16 protein-coding genes and 1 pseudogene are annotated in these 19,298 nt (G+C 46.8%); 10 read left to right on the plus strand and 7 right to left on the minus strand.

Features of this window, described 5'->3' with window-relative positions; translation table 11 throughout:
* Window positions 1–214: 214 nt before the first annotated feature.
* The 3 genes from gltB to AC3FZD_RS01315 all read left to right on the plus strand — a co-directional run bounded on the left by gltB (window position 215) and on the right by AC3FZD_RS01315 (window position 6,350).
* Window positions 215–4,849 (plus strand): glutamate synthase large subunit, encoded by a 4,635-nt coding sequence (gltB, locus tag AC3FZD_RS01305; protein ID WP_488738397.1) that lies wholly within the window; start codon window positions 215–217, stop codon window positions 4,847–4,849.
* Between the two features lie 208 nt (window positions 4,850–5,057).
* Window positions 5,058–5,936: a bile acid:sodium symporter family protein gene (locus AC3FZD_RS01310; protein WP_488738398.1), complete on the plus strand. Its 879-nt coding sequence runs from the start codon at window positions 5,058–5,060 to the stop codon at window positions 5,934–5,936.
* A gap of 3 nt (window positions 5,937–5,939) precedes the next feature.
* Entirely contained in the window at window positions 5,940–6,350 is a 411-nt protein-coding gene (locus AC3FZD_RS01315; protein ID WP_488738399.1) for a DUF1622 domain-containing protein, read from the plus strand.
* Between the two features lie 27 nt (window positions 6,351–6,377).
* Here AC3FZD_RS01315 and AC3FZD_RS01320 read toward each other — a convergent pair whose 3' ends face one another.
* From AC3FZD_RS01320 to AC3FZD_RS01330, 3 genes are all read right to left on the minus strand, one after another.
* Window positions 6,378–6,767 (minus strand): hypothetical protein, encoded by a 390-nt coding sequence (locus AC3FZD_RS01320; RefSeq protein WP_488738400.1) that lies wholly within the window; start codon window positions 6,765–6,767, stop codon window positions 6,378–6,380.
* A 134-nt stretch (window positions 6,768–6,901) separates the two neighbouring features.
* Complete coding sequence (panC, locus tag AC3FZD_RS01325) at window positions 6,902–8,539, minus strand: pantoate--beta-alanine ligase (protein ID WP_488738401.1); 1,638 nt, start codon at window positions 8,537–8,539, stop codon at window positions 6,902–6,904.
* 42 nt (window positions 8,540–8,581) lie between these two features.
* Window positions 8,582–9,643 (minus strand): septal ring lytic transglycosylase RlpA family protein, encoded by a 1,062-nt coding sequence (locus tag AC3FZD_RS01330; RefSeq protein WP_488738402.1) that lies wholly within the window; start codon window positions 9,641–9,643, stop codon window positions 8,582–8,584.
* A gap of 366 nt (window positions 9,644–10,009) precedes the next feature.
* Between AC3FZD_RS01330 and purM the strand changes: the two genes are divergently transcribed.
* The 5 genes from purM to AC3FZD_RS01355 all read left to right on the plus strand — a co-directional run bounded on the left by purM (window position 10,010) and on the right by AC3FZD_RS01355 (window position 15,447).
* Window positions 10,010–11,032 (plus strand): phosphoribosylformylglycinamidine cyclo-ligase, encoded by a 1,023-nt coding sequence (gene purM, locus AC3FZD_RS01335; RefSeq protein ID WP_488740423.1) that lies wholly within the window; start codon window positions 10,010–10,012, stop codon window positions 11,030–11,032.
* A 77-nt stretch (window positions 11,033–11,109) separates the two neighbouring features.
* On the plus strand, window positions 11,110–12,111 hold the full coding sequence (egtD, locus tag AC3FZD_RS01340; RefSeq protein WP_488738403.1) for an L-histidine N(alpha)-methyltransferase: 1,002 nt from the start codon (window positions 11,110–11,112) through the stop codon (window positions 12,109–12,111).
* 20 nt (window positions 12,112–12,131) lie between these two features.
* Complete coding sequence (gene ovoA, locus AC3FZD_RS01345; protein WP_488738404.1) at window positions 12,132–13,451, plus strand: 5-histidylcysteine sulfoxide synthase; 1,320 nt, start codon at window positions 12,132–12,134, stop codon at window positions 13,449–13,451.
* Window positions 13,452–13,584: 133 nt separating this feature from the next.
* Window positions 13,585–14,088: a DUF427 domain-containing protein gene (locus tag AC3FZD_RS01350; protein WP_488738405.1), complete on the plus strand. Its 504-nt coding sequence runs from the start codon at window positions 13,585–13,587 to the stop codon at window positions 14,086–14,088.
* A gap of 3 nt (window positions 14,089–14,091) precedes the next feature.
* A complete protein-coding gene (locus AC3FZD_RS01355) occupies window positions 14,092–15,447 on the plus strand; it encodes a MurL-like N-terminal domain-containing (RefSeq protein ID WP_488738406.1) in 1,356 nt (451 codons plus the stop codon).
* Window positions 15,448–15,489: 42 nt separating this feature from the next.
* Here AC3FZD_RS01355 and AC3FZD_RS01360 read toward each other — a convergent pair whose 3' ends face one another.
* Both AC3FZD_RS01360 and AC3FZD_RS01365 read right to left on the minus strand, forming a co-directional pair.
* Window positions 15,490–15,891, minus strand: coding sequence for a type II toxin-antitoxin system VapC family toxin (locus tag AC3FZD_RS01360; RefSeq protein ID WP_488738407.1), 402 nt, complete (start codon window positions 15,889–15,891; stop codon window positions 15,490–15,492).
* Window positions 15,891–16,220, minus strand: a complete 330-nt coding sequence (locus tag AC3FZD_RS01365; RefSeq protein WP_488738408.1) for a hypothetical protein — start codon at window positions 16,218–16,220, stop codon at window positions 15,891–15,893. Before AC3FZD_RS01365 ends, AC3FZD_RS01360 begins: the two co-directional genes overlap by 1 nt.
* Before the next feature lie 92 nt (window positions 16,221–16,312).
* On the opposite strand from AC3FZD_RS01365, the gene AC3FZD_RS01370 reads away from it, so the two are divergent.
* Window positions 16,313–17,206, plus strand: a complete 894-nt coding sequence (locus AC3FZD_RS01370) for an AEC family transporter (protein ID WP_488738409.1) — start codon at window positions 16,313–16,315, stop codon at window positions 17,204–17,206.
* 4 nt (window positions 17,207–17,210) lie between these two features.
* A complete protein-coding gene (locus tag AC3FZD_RS01375; protein ID WP_488738410.1) occupies window positions 17,211–18,176 on the plus strand; it encodes a type II secretion system F family protein in 966 nt (321 codons plus the stop codon).
* Between the two features lie 236 nt (window positions 18,177–18,412).
* Here AC3FZD_RS01375 and AC3FZD_RS01380 read toward each other — a convergent pair whose 3' ends face one another.
* Window positions 18,413–18,970, minus strand: coding sequence for a hypothetical protein (locus AC3FZD_RS01380; protein ID WP_488738411.1), 558 nt, complete (start codon window positions 18,968–18,970; stop codon window positions 18,413–18,415).
* An 88-nt stretch (window positions 18,971–19,058) separates the two neighbouring features.
* Window positions 19,059–19,181: pseudogene (locus tag AC3FZD_RS01385) on the minus strand (porphobilinogen synthase); the annotation flags it as partial.
* Between the last annotated feature and the right edge of the window lie 117 nt (window positions 19,182–19,298).

Here is a 19,298-nt window from a genome sequence, read left to right on the forward strand (position 1 = left end):
CATCAAAATCGGGGCCAGTCAAACCACAGCACCCTCTGGATTCACTTGTCCCGACCGAAAGCAGCAACTCTGCCCCCATCTAGCAGTAATTGATACGACATCCTATCGATCAATAGGAATATGATGTCTGCATAGCTGAGTTTACCAGCGCTTATAGCACAAAAAAAACAAAAAGTCAACAACTCCCAATCCGAAAACACCCTTAATGAATTCCATGGACAACATTTTCAATCAAGATCAACTGCATCACCCACTCACTGGCTCTTCCGACCTGGGCACGTCAGGACGAGAGCCGAAAGTTTTACGCCAACTGACGGAAGAACGAGATGCTTGCGGAGTAGGTGTAATTGCTCATCCCCAAGGCATCGCCAGCCATGATTTAATCACCAAAGCCTTATCCGGGTTAACCTGCTTAGAACATCGGGGAGGGTGTAGCGCTGACCAAGACTCTGGAGATGGTGCGGGGGTGATGACTGGTATTCCCTGGGACTTATTTCAAGACTGGAGCCAGAAAGAAGGTATTACCCTACCGAGTCCTAGCCACATGGGGGTGGCAATGGTCTTTTTACCCCAAGATGGGGCAGCCCGAAATAAAGCCAAAGCCTTATTTGAGCAACATCTGAAAGAAGAAGGCTTAAAGGCGATTGGATGGCGGGTAGTGCCGGTAAACTTGGAAATTTTAGGGCCCCAAGCAAGGGAAAATGAACCCCAAATTGAGCAACTGCTGGTAGAATCCCCTAATTTATCGGGAGTGGAGTTAGAGCGTCTGTTGTATTTGACACGCAAGAAAACCCATCTAGATGCCGATCGCTCCGGAGTTGAGATCTATATTGTTTCTTTTTCTACTCGTCAAATATTGTATAAAGGAATGGTGCGATCGGTTATTCTGGGGGACTTTTACCTAGATCTGAACAATCCACTCTACACCAGTTCCTATGCCATTTTTCACCGTCGATTCAGTACAAACACGATGCCTAGATGGTCGTTAGCACAACCCCTGCGGATGTTAGGACACAACGGCGAGATTAACACCCTGTTAGGTAACTTAAACTGGATGCGGACTCGCGAAGTTGAATTTACATCTCCGGTATGGGGCGATCGCCTCAAAGAACTGCTGCCCCTCACCAACCGCAGTGCCTCAGACTCCGCTAACCTCGATAACGTCTTCGAGTTGATGGTACTCTCCGGGCGCACCCCCATGGAAGCCTTAATGATCCTAGTGCCCGAAGCCTTCCACAATCAACCCGCTCTCGACGACCACCCCGAAATCATCGACTTTTACGAATACTACGCCGGTATCCAAGAACCCTGGGATGGGCCAGCCCTACTGGTGTTTAGCGATGGCCGCTATGTAGGAGCAGCCCTAGACCGCAATGGACTGCGCCCGGCTCGCTACAGTTTAACCAAAGACGGCTACATTGTAATTGCCTCAGAAACCGGTAGCATTCTCCTGGATGAATCAGAAGTGGTTGAAAAAGGTCGCTTAGGCCCCGGACAAATGATGGCCATTGACCTAGAAAACCACCAGGTGTTGCACAACTGGGAAATCAAACAACAGGTCGCCAGTCAATACCCCTATGGGGAATGGCTGAAAGCAGGAACCCACGATCTGGCCGAACTGCCTTGGGATACTCATCTCAACCTGGATGAGAAAACCCTGCTCAAATCCCAAACCGCCTTTGGCTATACCTCCGAAGATGTGGAGATGATTGTTGAAGTGATGGCAGAAACGGGGAAAGAGCCGACCTTCTGCATGGGGGATGATATCCCCTTAGCGGTGCTATCGAGTAAACCCCATGTGCTGTATGACTACTTTAAACAGCGCTTCGCTCAGGTGACCAACCCCCCCATTGACCCCCTGCGGGAAAAATTGGTGATGTCCTTGCAAATGCGCTTAGGTGACCATCCTAATTTGCTCGATCCCCAATCCCGGAAAACAACCCAACTGCGCCTCCCCACACCGATTTTAAGTGAAGCCGAGTTATCCACCCTGGAACATTCCCTCCTAAAAGCGCGGGAAGTGTCCACCCTCTACCCGGTGGGAGAGTCTCTGAAGGTGGCAATTGACCAATTGTGCGATTGCGTAGATGCCGCAGTCCGAGAAGGGGCCAAGGTCGTGGTTTTGACCGATCGCAACATGACCCCAGAGCAAACCTATATCCCGCCTCTGGTCGCCACCGGTGCAGTTCATTACCATCTGATTCGCAATAAACTGCGCTGTGAAACCTCTATTGTGGTGGATACAGCCCAATGTTGGAGTACCCATCATTTTGCCTGTTTAATAGGCTATGGCGCTTCTGCCGTTTGCCCCTATCTGGCTTTGGAAACGGTTCGCCATTGGTGGAGGAGCGATCGCACCCAAGGCTTCATGGAGCGCGGCAAACTGCCCAAGATCGACCTGGAACAAGCCTTAGACAACTACCGCCATGCCGTAGAGTTGGGACTGCTGAAAATCCTATCGAAAATGGGGATTTCTCTACTCTCGTCCTATCATGGGGCCCAGATTTTTGAGGCGATCGGCATTGGTGAAGAGTTGCTCGATCTAGCCTTTGAGGGCACAGTGAGCAGAGTAGGCGGCCTATCCCTAGATGAGTTAGCACAAGAAACCCTACAATTCCATGCCAAGGCCTTCCCCGAATTGCAAGGCAAAAAACTGGAAAATCGCGGCTTTGTTCAGTATCGCACCGGCTTAGAATATCACATGAATTCCCCGGAAATGTCCAAGGCATTACATAAGGCGGTGAAAAACGGAACCGATGGCTATGACCATTACGAGCTGTACCAAAAAATGCTCCAAGAGCGTCCCCCTTGCGCTCTACGGGACTTGCTGGAGTTTCGCCCCAATACCCAACCCATTCCCATAGAAGAAGTGGAACCCGTCGAAAGCATTGTCAAACGGTTCTGTACGGGGGGCATGTCTCTAGGCGCTCTGGGACGGGAAGCTCATGAAACTTTGGCGATTGCCATGAACCGGATTGGCGGTAAGTCCAACTCTGGAGAAGGGGGCGAAGATACCCTGCGCTATAGCATCCTGAATGATGTGGATAGTGAAGGCAATAGCGCCAGTTTTCCCCATCTCAAAGGACTGCAAGCTGGAGATACAGCCAGCAGCGCTATTAAACAGGTGGCTTCGGGACGCTTTGGGGTGACTCCCGAATACTTGATGAGTGCCCAGCAGATCGAGATTAAGATGGCCCAAGGGGCCAAACCCGGAGAAGGGGGTCAACTTCCGGGTAAAAAGGTGAGTCCCTATATCGCCATGCTGCGGCGCTCTAAACCGGGTGTTCCCCTGATTTCTCCGCCTCCCCACCATGATATTTATTCGATTGAGGACTTGGCTCAGTTAATCTTTGACCTGCACCAAATTAATCCCCAAGCGGGTGTGAGCGTTAAATTGGTGGCAGAAGTGGGCATCGGTACGGTTGCCTGTGGAGTGGCCAAAGCCAATGCCGATATTATCCAGATTTCCGGCCATGATGGGGGGACGGGTGCGAGTCCCCTCAGTTCGATTAAACATGCGGGGGTTCCCTGGGAGTTGGGTGTTACCGAAGTGCATCGAATGCTGATGGAAAATGGATTGCGCGATCGCGTTTTGCTCCGGGCTGATGGGGGTCTCAAAACCGGCTGGGATGTGGTGATGGCGGCGCTTCTGGGGGCTGAAGAATACGGGTTTGGCTCCATTGCCATGATTGCTGAAGGCTGTATTATGGCTCGTATCTGCCATACCAATAATTGCCCCGTGGGAGTGGCAACCCAACAGGAGAGACTGCGCCAGAAGTTTACTGGTATTCCGGGCCATGTGGTCAATTTCTTCTATTTTGTGGCCCAAGAAGTGCGCCAACTGTTGGCTCGGTTGGGCTATCGTTCCTTGAATGACATTATTGGTCGGGCTGACTTGTTGCAAGTGCGGGATGTGAAGTTAACGAAGACTAACCATATCCATGTGCTGTCGCTGATTGATGACCTGCCGGATACTAGAGGCGATCGCAGTTGGCTTAATCATGGCCCCGTTCACTCCAATGGCCCGGTTCTGGATGACCAAATTTTAGCCGATGCCGAGATCAAACAGGCTATCGAGCAGCAAACTAAAGTGGGCAAAACCTGGAAAATTGTCAATACTGACCGCTCCGTGGGGGCGCGAATTGCTGGAGAAATTGCCCGTCGCTATGGCAATAGCGGTTTTACCGGTGAGCTGAACCTGGCCTTTACTGGAAATGCTGGTCAAAGTTTTGGCGCATTTAACCTCCCTGGAATGCACCTGCACCTGACTGGAGATGCTAATGATTATGTGGGTAAAGGAATGCATGGTGGCGAAATCGTCATTATTCCGGCTACAAATGCGACCTTTGACCCCTCGGAAAATGTTATCGTTGGTAATACCTGTCTGTATGGGGCAACCGGCGGCATTCTGTTCGCTAACGGTCAAGCTGGGGAGCGGTTCGCTGTGCGAAATTCCCTCGGTAGAGCTGTTATTGAAGGCGCGGGCGATCATTGCTGCGAGTATATGACTGGCGGTGTGGTTGTGGTTCTCGGATCGACTGGGCGCAATGTGGGCGCAGGGATGACCGGAGGACTGGCCTATATTCTGGATGAGGATGAGCGTTTCCCGGAAAAAATTAATACCGAGATTGTCACCATCCAACGGGTGACTTCTAAGGTGGGGGGTGCGTCCCTGCGAGAGTTGATTGAGTTGCATCATTCCCGCACCGGAAGTCCGAAGGCGAAGAGGGTTTTAGAGAACTGGGAAACCTATCTGCCCAAGTTCTGGCAAGTGGTTCCCCCTTCGGAGGCTAATTCTCCAGAGGTGACGGATAATCCGGTTGTGGATAAGGTGGCGGTTCAGGCGTAAGATCAAGTCGGGTTAATGGGAAAAGAGAAGCGGGCAATATGCCCGCACTCCTAGAATCTCTTGATATGACTGGAGTGGGAGCGTCTCACTCCCTAGATTTTTAATTTCGGACGGAGAATGAAGTATTACCCGAAAACATCCAATCTAAGCCAGCTATGATGGATCGCTAATTCTAGGTGTAGAATCATCCTATTTGCTCGACTAAACCATGTCTATTGACCTTGATATCCAAGCGATTTTGAGCAGCTATGCTCGGCTGACCCTATTTGTTCTAATGTTATCGATTGGGCTTTCCCAGGGATATAAGAACCTCTCCCTACTCTGGCGAAAACCCAATCTGCTGATTCGGTGTTTGTTAGCCTCGTTCCTTTTCGTTCCCTTGGCCGCGATGATCATTGGGCTAATTATTCCCATGAGTTTTCCGGTGCGAGTGGGTTTAGCGACTATGGCCATTTGTCCTGGCGCACCGATGATTTACCGCAAGTTGCTCAAGGGTCGCGCTCTGCCGGATCTGGCGGGTAGCTTTCAGGTTACTACAGCTCTATTCGCTGTTCTGGTTGTCCCGGTCTGGATGAGTGGGATTTCAGCTCTCTACCCAGCCAATGTAACGGTTGATGTGGCAACTGTGTTTAAGCAAGTGGCACAAGCTCAATTTATTCCGATTGCGGTGGGTTTGGCTCTTCACAAGTGGCTCCCCGATTTGGCGGAGGATTTGAAACAACCGGTATTTAAAATAGGTAGCTTTTTACTCCTAGGAATATTACTGGCTGTTCTGGCCGTTGCTTTGCCGAAAGTGCTAACGGCAGGAGTGCTGTCTGTTCTGGGTGCGGTGTTGTTTGCTGCCTCATGTTTGCTGATTGGCCATTTCCTGGGCGGGCCGGAACCGGAAAGTCGTTTGACTATTGCTGTGGCTAATAGCACTCGTAATGCGGGACTTGCCCTGGCTATTGCTACGGCGAACTTTACTGATCCGGGAATTTTAGGGGCGATCGCCACCTATGCGTTATTCTCTTCGTTAGCTGGGGCGATTTACGCCAATCTCTATCAGCAGAAACTAGCCAAACAAGAACAAAAAACACTAACCTGAACCATGGAATGGATACATTATGTTGAAGAAGCCTTTGGTGGTTTGATTGAGATCATTAAGCTGGCTTTTGAGATGATTGCGGTCTTTTGTATTCTCCTGGGTCTAATTCAAACTTTGCGATTAGCTGTGAAATTGATGCCAGTATCAGATCGCGATACTCCGTTTTTACTGCTGCGGATTAGGTTGGGGTCTTGGTTAGCTTTGGCGCTAGAGTTTCAGTTAGGAGCGGATATTTTGGGGACAACGGTTGCACCGAGTTGGGACAGTCTGGGAAAATTGGGGGCGATCGCGATTATCCGTACATTCCTCAATTATTTCTTGAATCAGGAATTAGTGGAGGAGATGAAATTACGGGAAAAATTAAACCTGAAAACTGGGTTAAAATCTGGAGAAGGGGGAGAGGAGACCTTTTGATCGGGTGAATCCAGAAGATCCCTATCTTTACATTTTATGGGGAAAAATTCGACCGACTAACAACTCAGATAGGGTGGGTTTCGGCTGATAAGAGCGGGAAGGGTGAGATGGAGTAATAGGGGTAAAACAAATGGCGGTTTGATGGATGCCGATCATTTGTGCGGATATGCGCTTTAATAGGGAGTCTGTGGAGTGTTGCGTCTGGCTGAGGTAAGAGACTAGCTGTTCGGCCAGGGTTTGATTGGGGGCGATGATTAAGAAGGTATTGCGTCCGCGATCGTCAGCAGTAATACTAAAGTTACAGCGATCGAGGCATTCTTGCAGTAGTTCGCCACAGGATTGATAGATCGAATCGAGAACTTGTTGGTAGAGATCCTGGGTGAGGGTTAGGCGATTGGAGCTAGATGAAGATAACACGGTGATTCATTCCTTAGTCAATTTCCCGGCTACTCTTCCACTATGCATGACCGATGAGAAAGGGTACGTGATCTCAGTACCTGACAGAGTGTGATCCGGGAAGTTTAACTTAAGAAGAATTGCTTAAGAATTCCTTAATTTAGGCTCAATACCGTAGACTCATACAGAGAAATGATCTTATCGGTCACCTCTTCTATACTCAGATTATCCGTAATAATCTCGATCGCCTCTGGACTTTTCTGTAAGGGGGCAATTTCCCGGTGACTGTCGGTATAATCTCTTTGGCGGATGTCCTGCTCTAACTGTTCTGTGCTGGGCAGGGATGCGCCAGATTGAGCTAAATAATCTCGTTGTCTTCGTTTTGCCCGTTCTTTAACAGAAGCGGTGAGAAAAATTTTCAGCTCGGCATCGGGAAAGACATGGGTTCCGATGTCCCGTCCTTCAGCGACGAGTCCTCCTTGTTTGCCCCATAACCGTTGTTGCTCGACTAATTTCTGGCGCACGGCTCCTAAACGGGCGATCGCCGAAACATTTGCCGTGACTTCCAAAGACCGAATGGCTTCGGTGACATTTTGATTATTAATCAAGACTTGTAAGGGGTGGGAACTCCCTTTTTCTAGATAGGTCACTTTGCCGCTTCCTCCTCCAGTTCTAGGATAGGAGTCTTCCGGTGATATCGGGGTCAACGGCCGTTGACTGGGCGGCCAATTGGGGGAGGAATCAAAGCGAATCTGACATTCGCTCACTAACTCGATGATCGCGGGTTCATCCGTTAAAGCAATTCCCGCTTGTTGGACTAACCAAGTGACGGCCCGGTACATAGCTCCTGTATCGAGATATAAGAGGCCCAGTTTATCGGCCACTTGGCGAGCAATGGTTGATTTTCCAGCTCCGGCCGGCCCGTCGATGGCGATAATGGGGCGGCGATTGTGCAAGATAATATTATCAATCAAACGAGTAGAACCCAATCTAGCAGCAATACTTAATAATCCCTCAAAGGCGATCGTCTGTAAAGGTGCTAGGGTCTGAGGATCGACTAAATCTACATATTCGAGTTCGATCTCTGGTATGGCTGATACCGTAGCTTTAAATGCACCGATTAAGCCTTCACGGGTGCGATCGCCGTTTTTAAACTTCTGTTCAGCCGCTTTGAGTCCTCGATATAACACTGAGGCTTGCTCGCGCTCTTGCCCTCTTAAATACTGATTTCGAGAACTCATGGCTAACCCCGATGCTTCCCGCACCGTTGGTACACCAATAATATCGATTCCCAAATTCAGATCTTTCACCAACTGGCGAACAATCGCCAACTGTTGGGCATCCTTTTGGCCAAAATAGGCTCGATGGGGACGCACCACATTAAATAACTTCGTGACAATAGTCGCTACTCCCTGAAAATGGCCCCCACGGGTTTGTCCGCAGAGAACCGAAGTCATGGATTCTGGCGGAATCACCAGGGTTTGACTGCTTTCTCCAATCCCCATGGCTTCTGGAGTCGGAGCAAATACCACATCCACTCCAGCTTGCTGACAGAGTTCACAATCGCGCTCTAGATTGCGGGGATAGGTGGCTAAATCTTCATTGGGGCCAAATTGCAAAGGATTGACAAAAATGCTTACCACCACGCGATCGTTATGTTGCCGTGCTAACTCAATCAAGCGTAAGTGCCCCCCATGAAGTGATCCCATGGTGGGCACAAAACCCAACAGTTGAGAGGGAGATTGCTGCTGTAAATCGGTTTGAAGAGCAGCAATCGTTTTGTACAGATGCACAGTTTCCTCGTTTTGCCTATGGCTTCAGCTTCTGCTAGAAGTCTACTGTTGTTGCATGACTTCAACCCTGACTGGGGCAACCCCTGAACTGATTAATCCCAGTTCTTGAGCGGCTCCTTTAGAGAGGTCAATAATCCGATTACGGGTATAAGGGCCGCGGTCATTAATGCGTACAATTAGGGAACGGCCGTTATCCATGTTGGTTACACGCACTATTGTACCGAAGGGTAAGCTGCGATGGGCAGCCGTTAACCCATATTGATTATAGACTTCCCCATTGGCGGTTAAATTGCCATGGAATCCGGGGCCATACCAGGAAGCCCAACCGCTCAAGGCTTGGACGGCGGTTAATTGCTGTTGGGGTACAGCATTATTATGGGGTTCTTTGCTTGGAGCGGTGACGGGTTTACCGTAGATTTCTTCGATGGGGGGAGCATTTCCCAGGAGACGGCGTAGGCGGTTGGTGGCTTGAACGGCATCCTGGGTGGAATTGTTGGTGGTATCGGGTAAGATGACATCCTTACCCATGGTTACTAGGATGTGGTCAGAGGCTCGAATGATGTAGGCTTCTAAGTCTTTATCCCATGTTACGGCGATCGTCTGGGCCTCTTCAGGGGTTCGCACCCATTGGGATAGTTTTTCCGCTACTGCTTCCGCTTCTCGAACGGGTTCGGTATTGGATAAGTTGGCCATAACTACGGGAGTAGCTGATCGGGTGGCACTTACCTGGGTTGTTTCTTGGGTAATGGGTTCACCGAGAAAGGTGAGGACAGGAATATTTTGAATATACAGTGTGGCGGCTGCCTGTCCATCGAGGGTATGGGGATAAATCTTGGTTACAGAAGCTCTGTGGGTCTGTGAAGTCGCAATTTGACTTTCTTTGCTGGGAGTTATCGTCAGTTCTGGGGTATTGTTCTTCTCAGCTTCAGGGGTTTGGGCAGCAGTTGCTGGGGTAAAATCTCGTTCTGGTTCGGTTTTTGCTTCTAATTCAGAATGCATGGGATTAGAAGCATTGTAACTGGGTTCTGCGTGACCGGAAGACCCCGATCCTAGGGCTAGGAGCAGAGCAGAAACGGTTAAGCTTTTCCAAAGGTGTTGGTTCATAAACTCTTAGGTTGGGAGGACAAGATTGGGACAGTCTAAAACCCCATAGGTCATCTGCTTTTACAGTTGCCCTGGGATTGACCTGTCCCTACTTTTTTCCCTCCAACAGAGGGTAGAATAACCTTCAGTTGTGGAGGGGTTTAAGTGTCTTAGTCTAAAAATCGAAATCGTTATGAATTTGGTTTTTAAGTTGAACAGCGATAGGCTATCACAATTTTTTGGGATTGGGAAAGACCTTGATCCCCAAAAAATTAAGGCTAAATAGGCTGTATGGATTGCCCAGACTAAGATTCACCCTGCGATCCCACGATGGATAAGAATATTTGATAGATGCCTCAATTGAGAGGTCAAGAGGAAGCGAAAATCATGGATTATCAAGAGTCAGGAGTGAATATTGAGGCGGGTCGTGCGTTTGTTGGCCAAATTCGCCGTTGGGTGGAAAGTACCTATCGCCCTGAAGTTTTGGGCGGTCTGGGGGGATTTGGAGGCTGCTTTCAGTTGCCAGGGGGGTATTCACAGCCGGTTTTGGTTTCGGGAACCGATGGCGTGGGAACGAAGTTGAAGATTGCCCAAGCTTGCGATCGCCACGATACTATCGGTATTGATTTAGTGGCTATGTGTGTCAATGATGTGCTAACTTCTGGCGCGGAACCCCTCTTTTTTCTGGATTATCTCGCTACGGGTCAGTTAAATCCAGAACAGTTAGAGCAAGTGGTTTTTGGGATTGCCCAGGGATGTAAGGAGGCTGGATGTGCCCTGTTGGGGGGAGAAACGGCGGAAATGCCGGGATTTTACTCAGTGGGCGAGTATGATTTAGCAGGCTTTTGTGTGGGTATTGTGGAAAAACAGGATCTGTTAGATGGCTCCCAAGTCCGTTTGGGGGATGTGGCGATCGCCTTAGCGAGTCAGGGAGTTCATAGTAATGGATTTAGCTTGGTTCGCAAAATTATCGAAACTCAAGGCTTAAATTGGGAGGCGATCCCCAAAGGATTAGATAAACCCTTGGGTGAATTGTTACTCACCCCAACAAAAATTTATGTTAAACCCATTTTAACTGCCATAGCTGAAGGTTTGGATATTCATGGAATGGCCCATATTACCGGTGGAGGATTACCCGAAAATTTACCCCGTTGTTTAGGTCAAAATCAATCCATTGCCATAAATTGGAGTGCTTGGAAAATTCCGCCCATTTTCCAATGGTTAGCTCAAGCCGGATCGGTAGCCCAAGAAGAGATGTTTAATACCTTTAATATGGGGATTGGCTTTGTGGTGCTGATCGATCCCGAACAAGTGGAGTTTGCCCTCAATACCTTTAATTCTCAAGGGATTGAAGCCTTCGAGATGGGTAAAGTCGTGGCAGGAAAAGGGGAGTTAATTGGCGATCGCTAAAATTTTCTTGGTCAGAATACCAAAAGCTGATATCCTACATAGGGATGTCCAGGCAATAAAGAAAGGGAGCATTTATTGTGGCTATTTTGCCAGCAATTCAAGAGCGTTTACAGATCAAAAATTTGCATCATTCTAGCCGACTTACCTCTGGGCTAGATGGACAAGATGCGATCCAGGGATTAACGGAAAATCCGAAGACTTTACCCCCGAAGTATTTCTACGATGGCTATGGCTCTCAATTATTCGAGCAAATTTGCGAACAACCCGAATATTATCCTACCCGTACAGAAGATTCTATTCTTAACCAGTATGCTGCGGAAATTGCTCGGATGACGGGGGTTTGTGAGTTGGTGGAGCTAGGCAGCGGAAGCTCTACGAAAACCCGTCGCTTGTTAGATGCGTATCAAGCGCTAACAGACTCCCTGCACTATATCCCCATTGATGTCAGTGGTAGCATTCTTACTGAAAGTGCCCAACAGTTACTACAGGAATACCCCAATTTACAGATTCAAGGGTTGGTGGGAACCTACGAAGAAGCCTTAGTTGAATTGGAACGAACCCCTGCACCCTCTCGGATGGTGTTCTTTTTGGGTAGCAGTTTGGGGAATCTGAATCCTCAAGAGTGCGATCGCTTTTTTGACCATATCCTAGACGCTCTCCACATTGGTGAGTATTTCCTCTTGGGTGTCGATTTACAAAAGCCCAAAGACATCCTAGAAGCTGCTTACAATGATGCTCAAGGGGTAACGGCTGAATTTAACCTCAATATGCTAGAGCATCTCAACCAGCGCTTTGGGGGCAATTTTGAGCGGCAAAACTTTGAACATTGGGCTTTTTATAATCAGGAACTCAACCAAATTGAGATGCATTTGCGCTGCTTAAACCCTCATACCGTTGAACTAGCAGGCCTCAATTTTCAAGTTAAATTTATAGCCGGAGAAACCATTAGAACCGAGATCTCCCGGAAGTTTAACATACAGACTGTGCAAGCTGAATTAGCCAAAAAAGGTCTAAAACCCGTTGCTGCTTGGACTGATCCCAAACAGTGGTTTGGATTAATTCTCTCGCAAAAGGCGTAAATTTTATATATTTCAAGACTATGAATATGTTGACATCCTTGCCGAATCTACAGCTCGATCGATGCGATCGCCAAACCCTCCTCGACTACTTCCAAAACTCCTGGGAATTAGAAGAAATTCTCATGAAAAGCCTAGTCCATAATGACAGCTTTTACCTCAATCCCGACCCCCTCAGAAACCCAATCATCTTCTACCTCGGACACTCCCCTGTCTTCTACATCAACAAACTCGTTCGAGTCGGATTATTAGAGCAACACATTAACCCCGACTACGAATATTTATTTGCAATCGGAGTCGATCCCAGCACTTCCGAAGAGCTACAACAAGCAACCCAACATATCACTTGGCCTGAAGTTGAAAACGTTTGGGATTATCGAGAAAAAGTCAAAGAAACTATTACTCAAGTTATCAAAACCTGTTCCCTCAATCTTCCCATCACCCCAAACCATCCCCTTTGGGCTTTAATCATGGGAATGGAGCATAATCGGATTCATTTTGAAACCTCCTCCATGTTGCTCAGGCAATTCTCAGTCGATCACCTCCAACGTCCCGAAAATTGGCAATATGCACCGTCAAATCAGACGATTCCAGAAAATAAAATGATTGCCGTTTCTGGAGGAGTCGTTACCCTCGGAAAACCTGAAAACTCCCCTACCTACGGTTGGGATAGTGAATATGGAAGTCGCACCGTAGAAGTAAAACCCTTTTTCGCCAGTCAGCATCTGATTACCAATGGAGAATTCCTCCAATTTCTAAAAGATCAAGGCTATGAAAACCCGGAGTTTTGGGATAATGAATCTTGGGATTGGAAGGAAGAAAATAACATCAAGCATCCCAAATTCTGGATCGACAAAAATGGCAGTTACCAATATCGCACCCTCTTTGAGCAAATAGACTTACCCTTAGATTGGCCTGTGGAAGTCAACCATTATGAAGCTATGGCCTATTGTCGCTGGAAAGGGGAAGGAACCCGCTTGATGAGTGAAGCAGAATGGACAATTGCAGTTGGAAATTCTGAAGAGAATCAAGAGTTTAACCTCCAGGTAAAATTCGGCTCTCCCTCTCCTGTAGGAAGCTTGAGAAATGCTGAAACTTCCTCCGGACTGTATGACCTTCGCGGTAACGTTTGGGAATGGCTCAGTGATGAATTTAATCCCTTACCAGGATTTGAACCCCATCCCCTATATGAAAATTATTCTGCCCCATTTTTCGATAGCGATCATAAAATTATGTTAGGCGGATCTTGGGCCAGCACAGGAGCTTATGCATCCCCTTCTTGTCGGAATTGGTTCCGCCGTAATTTCTATCAACATGCCGGTTTTCGGTTAGCTCAGGGTTAATCAAGAGGTTAAAATATAATGAAAATTGGATTAGTCGAACTTCATTACTTTAAGGCAAAAGAACATTGTCTCTTTTTAGAGTTGAGTTAATCTCAAATTATTATCAATCCCCAAGTATATAGGAAAAGTTCTCATGTATCTACCCAGACCCGAACCTATCCCAGCAAAACCTGGTCAAGAATCGGTTTGGGATTACCCCAGACCAGCCATTTGGCAAGACACCAACAAACATCTTAAAGTCATTTGTAATGGCATTGTTTTAGCTGAAACAACCCAAGGTAAACGAGTTTTAGAAACCAGTCATCCTCCGACCTACTATTTTCCCATCGCAGATGTGAAAACTGAGTATATTATCGAAACTCCCAAAAAAGGATTTTGCGAGTGGAAAGGGATCTACCAATACTATGATGTTCAGATTGGAGATAAATATATTAAGGAGGCTGCTTGGCGATGTGTTCAACCGGCTCCTGAGTTTGTAGAACTTCAAACCTACTATAGTTTTATTGCTCGTTTAATGGATGCTTGTTATGTCGATGATGAGCGAGTAATTCCTCAAGAGGGTGAGTTTTATGGTGGATGGATTACTTCTGATATTGTTGGCCCTTTTAAAGGTGGGCCAGGGACAAGAGGATGGTAAATCATGAAGATAGAATGTCTGAAAATCGAGAATTTAAAAATCCACGAACACCATTTAAGTGTGCGCTATAGTGCGGATGAATTTGAATTTTCAACAAAGGTTTTTTATCAGGGGGTCTACTTCTCTGTTCTCAAACAAAAATACTCGGAACAATTCATCAATAGAATAGCTGCCTACATTGCTTTATTTGAAGGCATGAAATTATGCTCATTATTCCCGAAAACTTACGATATTTCTAGGATAGCAGCCTATTTAGAAATCCAAGCCTTGGAACTATTTGTGAAAATTTACCAAGGAGTTTTTGGTCAGCATTGGTATGAAAATCAGGTGACTGATTATCAGCAACCTGAGATTATTTATTCACAACCATTAGGAGAATCAAGCCTAGGGAAAATATTAGGCGATAATTCGACAATTTTAATAGGTTGTGGAGGTGGAAAAGATAGCATTGTAGCCATCAAAATATTGGAAGAGGCGAATCTTCCTTTTGCTACCATGCAATACTCTCATAGCGTTTATGGCAAAGCGGATGTACAACATAATTTAATTTCTGAAGTGGTCACAGAAACCCATCCCGTTAAAACCCATAGAATTTCCATTATTGATGACTTTCTAGATTTCCCTCTGTTTCCCTTGTATTTTCCGGAAAATTCAGGAATTACCGCTCCTGAAACACCGGTTTCTATCTTTGAATCCTTGCCTCTTATGCTTTATGAAGGCTATAAATTCTTAAGTTTAGCTCATGAAAAAAGTGCTAACACGGGGAATTTATTCTGGGATGAATTGGGTAAAGAAGTCAATCATCAATGGGGAAAAGGATTGGAGGCAGAACAGGCGTTAAATACATTTATTCAAAATCATCTATTATCGAATTTTACTTACTTCGGAATTTTACAGCCAGTCTATGATTTCCGCATTTTCAAGAAGCTGAGTCACTATCCAGAATTTCTGCCTAAAATTGATTCTTGTAATATCAAAAAGCCCTGGTGCAAAAAATGCCCTAAGTGTGCTTATGTCTGGCTAGGCTTGATGTCTAGGTTTGATCCCATAGCTGTAGATCGGGTTTTTGGGGTTAATTTATTCGACGATCCAGACTTACTCATGATTTTTAGGCAAATGATAGGATTAGAAGAGCATACTCCATTTGAGTGTATTGGAGAAATCGATGAAAGTCGATTAGCGATGAAACAGTGTTTAGCCAAAGGCTTGTCTGGAAAAGCGTTAGATCTGTTTGAAAGGGAGGTTTTATCAGATTCTTCGATCGATTGGCAAAAACTGGAAGAAAAATATGATAAAGTCTATACTCAAGATCATTCTATTCCAGATGAAATCTTTCAGAAGATTGTGGATCAATTCTAGAGTAGAAGTTACAGAAAGTTGATTCTGAATCCCAACTTAAGTCTACAACCAATCTTCTAACTTTAATCCATCAATCCGCAACAGATCGGAGTCATGGGAGACTAGGGTTATATCATGCTCTATCGCAGTGGCGGCGATTAAAATATCAGCAAACTGTATGGGTGTGCCTTTGCGTCTGAGATCGGCATAGATGCGAGACGCTGTATGAATGATGTTCATTTGGTCTAAAAACAAGATTTCAATTTCACTTTGGCATAAGTTATCTAGAATAGCCATTTTTTTTCGAGATTGAATGGCTAATAATCCTCCTTCTACTTCAAAGTAGGTAATACAACTAATAAAAAGCCGATCCTCTTTTTGCTGAACCTGATTGAATTTAGAGGATAGTCTGGGATCGGCTTTGAGAATGGCGCTCAGAATATTGGTATCGAGTAAATAGTCCATTAGCGACCTTTCCTTAAATCGAGCAGAGCAGCATCAAATTCTTGGATTTCTTCTGGTGTTAAGTCACTCAAGAGTCCAAACAACCTATTCGTCCCTAAAATTCTCCTCACTTTCTCAGTCATGACTTCATCGCTCATCTGTTGCAGCTCTTCCTCGTTGCCATTTCTCAGGAAAACGTCTAAAACCTCATCTAGGGTGCGATCGCACTCCAAATCCGCAAACAGCTCATCCGTTTTCAGGAAATGCTCTACAATGGGGCGGATGCGCTGTCTCAGGCTTTCCTGAGTTTGATGGGTAATGCCATGGTTATTGATAGCCCTCTGAGTCATAATTTTCTCCTTCCTGGTGAGTGAATGGCAGCTACAGATAGTATAACGAGATCTCCTAAACCCATTCCTGTATGCCATCTTCCCTTTGAGTAATGAATGTTATTTTATCTGCCTTAGTCCCCGTTACTTTTATCATTTTCATTGGCATTATTGCCGGTCGCACCTTGACTCTAGAGCGCTCAACCCTTTCTCAATTGGCGGTCTATATTTTAACTCCGGCTTTAATTGCCAGCAGTCTGTATAAAACCCAGTTATCGACTGACAGTATCCTGGGCTTGATTGTAGGATATCTGATCGCTTGCGTATTGATTTATGGGGTATCCCTGGGAATTAGCACCTTACTGAAACTCAAGTCTGGAGTACAAAAAAGTTTTATCGCCACTTCGATGTTTGCCAATACGGGAAATATGGGCCTACCGTTTGCGACCTTTGCGTTAGGAGAAGGAGGTTTAGATCGGGCGATTGTTTGCCTGATTGTGTCTACCTTAATTATTTTTTCTACGGGCCCAGCTTTGTTGCAAGGGGGAAGTTTCGGAGAGAGTCTGCGTCTGATTATCAGATTACCCCTGATTTGGGCAATGGTTGCTGGGTTGGTGTTGCGCGTTTTCTCCATTGAGCTACCGTTACGACTTGATGATGGATTAGATCTCTTAGGAAGTGCCGCGATTCCCATTGCTTTAATTGTTCTGGGCATTCAATTAAGCACCACTGCCTTTAAAATAGGACTCTATGAGGGGGTTACAGCAATCATTCGTTTGCTAGTCTCCCCAGCAATTGCGTATAGTGTGGGTCGAACTTTAGGACTAGAGGTGCTGGATGTGCAAGTGTTGATCTTGCAAAGTGCAATGCCAACGGCAGTGAATACGGTGGTGTTAGTGACTCAATTTGGGGGGGATGCGTCCTGGGCTGCTCGCACCGTGGTGCTGTCTACAGCCCTGTCTTTGGTCACCCTCCCGTTAGTCCTCTGGGCAACCTTGATGCTTTAGGAGTATGGCATTGAAGACCCAAGAAAAAGTGTTATTCTTCACGAATTTGGCCCAACTGCTCCAGTCTGGTATTAGTCTCAGACAGGGGTTGACTTTAGCGGGACGGGAGAGCGATCGCCATTTTCAATGTTATCTTCAAGGGGCCAGTCGCGCCTTACGCAACGGACAGGATCTCGCTTCTGCTCTCACCGTTCGTACTGCGGCTGAGGGCAAACCGCAAACCTACTTTGACCCTTGGATCATATCTGTTATTCGGTTAGCCGAAAGCCAAGGAACCCTAGTAGAAACTTGCCTGATTTTAGCCGAACTGACCCAAACCCAAGGGACATGGAAGACCTATTCTCAATCTATCCGTACCAGTACCTTACTAGCCCTGTGGAGTCTGTTAACCTTGGTGGCAGGCATTTTGAATCCTAATATGGCCGCCTTACTCCATCCCCTGTTTTGGCTTCAGAGTGCGGCGATCGCCATTTTACTCTGGATACTCGCTTTTTCCCTACCTCGATACTTCGCCCCCACCCTCTTGAAAATCGGTAGATATCTCCCCCTAGTACGCCCTTTTATTGAAGCCTATACCCTCTGGTATTTATCCCAATTGCGCCTACCCTTAAGCTGCGGAATGCCGATCTTAACGGCTTTAGAATGGGTGCAGCAACAGACTCCCCATCTCGCCATCAAACAAGAATTAGCCCGAATTACCCGGCAAATGCGGCGAGGCCAAACCTTGAGTGATACCCTCAAAGGCCTATTCCCTCCCCTGGCGATCGACTTTCTTCGCACAGGGGAAGAAACAGGAGAACTAGACCTGGCTTGGCAACAGATCGGCCAACATTACGAGGCAGAATTGGAGAAAGGTCTAAAGTTTATGGCCAGCAGTTTACGCTTAATTAGTATTTTGGCCTTAAGTAATTTGGTGCTGATTCTCTGTATTCGAGGGATGTTTGTCCTCTTAAATGCCACAAATCCTTAGTTTAGATCTTTATCTTACCAACTCAATTGGGTATGATAAAAGTATAGGAAAACACCAATTCACCACATCAGGGAGGCAAAACCATGGTTACCTTAATTTTAGCGATCGCCGTTCTCTACTTAGCCCTCATCTATGGCGGCTTAATCTGGATCTCCAATCATTCCCAAACCTCCTAAACCCCTTGGATCTCTTTATGGAAGGGGTTTGGCCAAATGCAAACCCCTCAATAGAGACCTTTAAGAACCCGCCAAGACTAGATCGACTTCATCTGAACCGCTGGTGGCTCCTTGACCAGAGGTAATTTGTTCCCCATTAACTTCCACCGCTAAAGGCGTATTTTCAAGGGTAATATTGTAGTCCGTTGCGTCAGCCGTATAGCCCACACTGGCGATCATTTTCCGCCCAGCATCGGTATAGACAAACGCCAACATTTGATTTTTGTCTTGTTCATTATCAAAAGCCCAAATCACCATATATTGGGTGTCTTGGTATTCAAACAGTTTGGGAGGACGGGTGGGCACATAGCGTCCTGGAGAACCAAAACTAGCATCTAAAAAACCTTGTACCGAACTGGGTTCGACACTGACATATTTAATCACTGCCTCTTGTGCAGAAAATGTAGCCATCTGAGCCGCAGCCGCTTTCTCTGCTGCCTCTGCTGCTGCATCATCATTGAGGTCTCCTTCTGCGGGTTCCTCTTGGCCCCGGTTGCGTAAGTAATCAACGGCCATTTTTGTGCCAATCCCACCGATGGCGGCGACACCAGCACCAATGAGTACGTTGCGAAGTTTCATCTTTTCTCCTGATGGTTAGAGAGTATGGCTTTAATCTACCATGTACCCATTACCCATTGAAGTGGCGATCGCCCAGTCCTCCTCTCCCTTAAGTTTGCAACACCAGGGCAACTGCTTTAGCGAAATAGGTCAAAATTACATCAGCACCTGCCCGTTTCATGCTGGTTAGGGTTTCTAGCATCACCTTTTGTTCATCAATCCAGCCCTGCTGGAGGCCAGGAGAGGCGCACCGATCGCCTGCATCTTCCGAGGCGCAAAATCTGTGCCCGATTCCCCGATTGACAGTCCCACGAGGTGGAGGGCATACTTTGGGATGGTGAATTCGATT

This window comes from Roseofilum sp. KMC-1, assembly GCF_057802075.1.

Bases quoted from the DNA above. Each gene is read 5' to 3' on its own strand.
- gltB (WP_488738397.1), top strand. From the start codon at position 215: ATGGACAACATTTTCAATCAAGATCAACTGCATCACCCACTCACTGGC.
- AC3FZD_RS01310 (WP_488738398.1), top strand. From the start codon at position 5,058: ATGTCTATTGACCTTGATATCCAAGCGATTTTGAGCAGCTATGCTCGG.
- AC3FZD_RS01315 (WP_488738399.1), top strand. From the start codon at position 5,940: ATGGAATGGATACATTATGTTGAAGAAGCCTTTGGTGGTTTGATTGAG.
- AC3FZD_RS01330 (WP_488738402.1), bottom strand. From the start codon at position 9,643: ATGAACCAACACCTTTGGAAAAGCTTAACCGTTTCTGCTCTGCTCCTA.
- purM (WP_488740423.1), top strand. From the start codon at position 10,010: ATGGATTATCAAGAGTCAGGAGTGAATATTGAGGCGGGTCGTGCGTTT.
- ovoA (WP_488738404.1), top strand. From the start codon at position 12,132: ATGAATATGTTGACATCCTTGCCGAATCTACAGCTCGATCGATGCGAT.
- AC3FZD_RS01350 (WP_488738405.1), top strand. From the start codon at position 13,585: ATGTATCTACCCAGACCCGAACCTATCCCAGCAAAACCTGGTCAAGAA.
- AC3FZD_RS01355 (WP_488738406.1), top strand. From the start codon at position 14,092: ATGAAGATAGAATGTCTGAAAATCGAGAATTTAAAAATCCACGAACAC.
- AC3FZD_RS01360 (WP_488738407.1), bottom strand. From the start codon at position 15,891: ATGGACTATTTACTCGATACCAATATTCTGAGCGCCATTCTCAAAGCC.
- AC3FZD_RS01365 (WP_488738408.1), bottom strand. From the start codon at position 16,220: ATGACTCAGAGGGCTATCAATAACCATGGCATTACCCATCAAACTCAG.
- AC3FZD_RS01370 (WP_488738409.1), top strand. From the start codon at position 16,313: ATGAATGTTATTTTATCTGCCTTAGTCCCCGTTACTTTTATCATTTTC.
- AC3FZD_RS01375 (WP_488738410.1), top strand. From the start codon at position 17,211: ATGGCATTGAAGACCCAAGAAAAAGTGTTATTCTTCACGAATTTGGCC.
- AC3FZD_RS01380 (WP_488738411.1), bottom strand. From the start codon at position 18,970: ATGAAACTTCGCAACGTACTCATTGGTGCTGGTGTCGCCGCCATCGGT.